The 1,912-nt window shown below is 67.1% G+C and carries 2 protein-coding genes; one reads left to right on the top strand and one right to left on the bottom strand.

From position 1 onward, the window contains the following. Positions 1-810: nitrilase-related carbon-nitrogen hydrolase (locus D471_RS0113325; protein ID WP_338045335.1), on the bottom strand; the 810-nt coding region annotated here is incomplete at its 3' end. Positions 811-1,397: 587 nt separating this feature from the next. Here D471_RS0113325 and D471_RS0113320 point away from each other — a divergent pair. Beyond that, positions 1,398-1,912 (top strand): alanine:cation symporter family protein (locus D471_RS0113320; protein ID WP_017599068.1); only part of this gene is annotated, 515 nt, incomplete at its 3' end.

Genomic DNA, 1,912 nt, shown 5'->3' with positions numbered 1-1,912 from the left:
CGCCGGCTCGTCGTCCGGGGACTCCGCCCGCGGCAGGGGAACGTCGGTGACCAGCAGCTCGTCCTCGAACTGCGCGGCCCGGGCGACCAGCTCCCCGTCGGCGTCGACGATGAGGGAGTCGCCCTCGAAGACCAGGTCGTCCTGGCCGCCGGTCATGTTGACGTAGCCGATGGCGGCACCGATCTCGCGCGCCCGCCGTTGGCAGAGTCCGAGCCGCACGTCGTCCTTGTCCCGCTCGTACGGGGAGCCGTTCAACGTGATCAGCATTCCGGCGCGGGCCTCGGCCGCGGCGGCGACGGGGCCGCCGTCCTGCCACAGGTCCTCGCAGATGGCGAAGGCGATGTCGACGCCGTGCAGCCGCAGCACGGGGAGCGTGTCCCCGGGGACGAAGTAGCGGAACTCGTCGAACACCCCGTAGTTGGGCAGGTGGTGTTTGGCCGACACGAGCTGAACCCGGCCCCGGTGCAGGACCGCGAGGGAGTTCTGCGGGGCGCCCGAGGGCTGGCCGAAGCGAACCCCGGCCCCCTCTTTGCGGTTCAGGAAGCCGACGACCGTCGGGAGATGGCCCAGCCCCTCCGCGGAGAGGCGTTCGGCGAGTCGGTGGGTGGCCTTGGTGGACGCGGAGACGAAACCGTCCCGCAGGGCGAGATCCTCGACCGAGTATCCCGTCACGACCATCTCGGGGAACACCACGAGATGGGCTCCAGCGTCGCTCGCCTGGCGAGCGTGAGCGACGACGCTGTCGCAATTTCGATCCAAATCACCCACAACGGGGTTGATCTGTGCCAGAGCTATACGAAGTTGTACCACGGTGTGAACCGTAGCGAATGAGTTAACACGGACGCAACATGTCACATTTATATAACAAGGACAATTCGCGCGTGTCCGACGCCACACTCCAGCCGTTCCCGAGTCTGATTCGGAGACTTTACCCGTGAGGTGCACCACAAGGACTCCTTCCAATCCGGCATGCGGAAGAGTCCAGGTAGGAGCAGCGCCCGAGCACCACCCGGACCCCCCGAGAACGGATCAACGCCCCGAAAAACCCCTTCTCTCCAGGGGTTCTCCAAAGGTTTCCCCCTGCTTCACCCACCCCCCGAACCAGGGGTTGCGACCCCTGCGGCGGCCCGCGTGAGGGCGCACTTTCCGAATCGTGTTCGGAAGTGACCTATCTTGCATAGCGGGCGTTTTTCCCTTTATCTGGTCGGGGCCCGCACCACCCATGGCGGCCCGGGTGCTCCAACCGGCGACGACCTCGGCCGCGTTGTCACCTTCCGTGTTCGAACGCCAACGGAACAAGCCCCACAAGCACGAACATCCGCCCTGCCCCCCGCGGACACGAACCGGTCGCGGAGCGAGACAACGCCGTCTCCGCCGACGACGAAGGGACCTCCCCTGTGGAAGCCATCAGTGCCGGCATCGGCACGTTCAACGACGTGTTCTGGGCCTATCTGCTCATCCCCGCCCTCCTCCTCCTGAGCCTGTACTTCACGGTGCGCTCCAAGGGCGTACAGTTCCGCCTGCTCCCGGAGATGTTCCGGGCGATGCGGGGTGACCCGGGCCGGGCCGCCGACGGCGGCAAACCGATCTCGGCCTTCCAGGCCTTCGCCGTCTCCGCCGCCGCCCGCATCGGCACGGGCAACATCGCCGGCGTGGCCACCGCGATCGCGCTCGGCGGCCCCGGCGCGGTCTTCTGGATGTGGGCCATGGCGCTGGTCGTCGGAGCGGCGAGCTTCGTGGAGTCCACCCTCGCCCAGCTCTACAAGGTCGGCGGGAAGGAGGGTTACCAGGGCGGTCCCGCGTACTACATGGAGCGCGGACTCGGCGCCCGGTGGATGGGCGTGCTCTTCGCCGTCATCATCACGGTGACCTTCAGCCTCGTCTTCAACAGCGTGCAGAGCAACACCATCTC

It is taken from the genome of Nocardiopsis lucentensis DSM 44048, assembly GCF_000341125.1.
In the GTDB taxonomy this organism is placed as follows: Bacteria; Actinomycetota; Actinomycetes; order Streptosporangiales; family Streptosporangiaceae; genus Nocardiopsis; species Nocardiopsis lucentensis.
This window is presented reverse-complemented; position numbering and strand designations above follow the sequence as displayed.